Raw genomic sequence first — 349 nt, 5'->3', positions numbered from 1 at the left:
AGTACTGGTACCGTTCGTCTTAACCGTGGTGATGTCCGATACTTCGTCCGGTGTATCCGGCCCGTCCGTACAAGCTGGGCATCCCGGGGTCGGGTCTTCCGGGTTCGTTACCGTGACTACGTTGGTCAGGCCGCCCGTGAAATCGGCAGGGACATCCACGTTCACCGTGTAGGTCACCACTGCCCCGTTGGACATATTGGTGATCACCTCGCTGAAGTCGCCCGTGCCCGAAGCGTTCGCAAGCGTCGCTGTGCCGGTGGTCACTACCGCCGTCCAGCTGCTGATCGTTGTGCCCGTAGGCGCCATATCTGCTACTGTTACGCTGCTCGCAACGCTCGGCCCGTTGTTG

General features: G+C 61.0%; 1 protein-coding gene. It reads right to left on the bottom strand.

Going from position 1 to position 349, the window contains the following annotated elements; translation table 11 throughout:
• The coding region (locus FRY97_RS22130) for a DUF11 domain-containing protein (RefSeq protein WP_147169791.1) at positions 1 to 349 on the bottom strand (349 nt) is incomplete at both ends.

The sequence above is a fragment of the Phaeodactylibacter luteus genome (assembly GCF_007993045.1).
Classification (GTDB): domain Bacteria; phylum Bacteroidota; class Bacteroidia; order Chitinophagales; family Saprospiraceae; genus Phaeodactylibacter; species Phaeodactylibacter luteus.
This window is presented reverse-complemented; position numbering and strand designations above follow the sequence as displayed.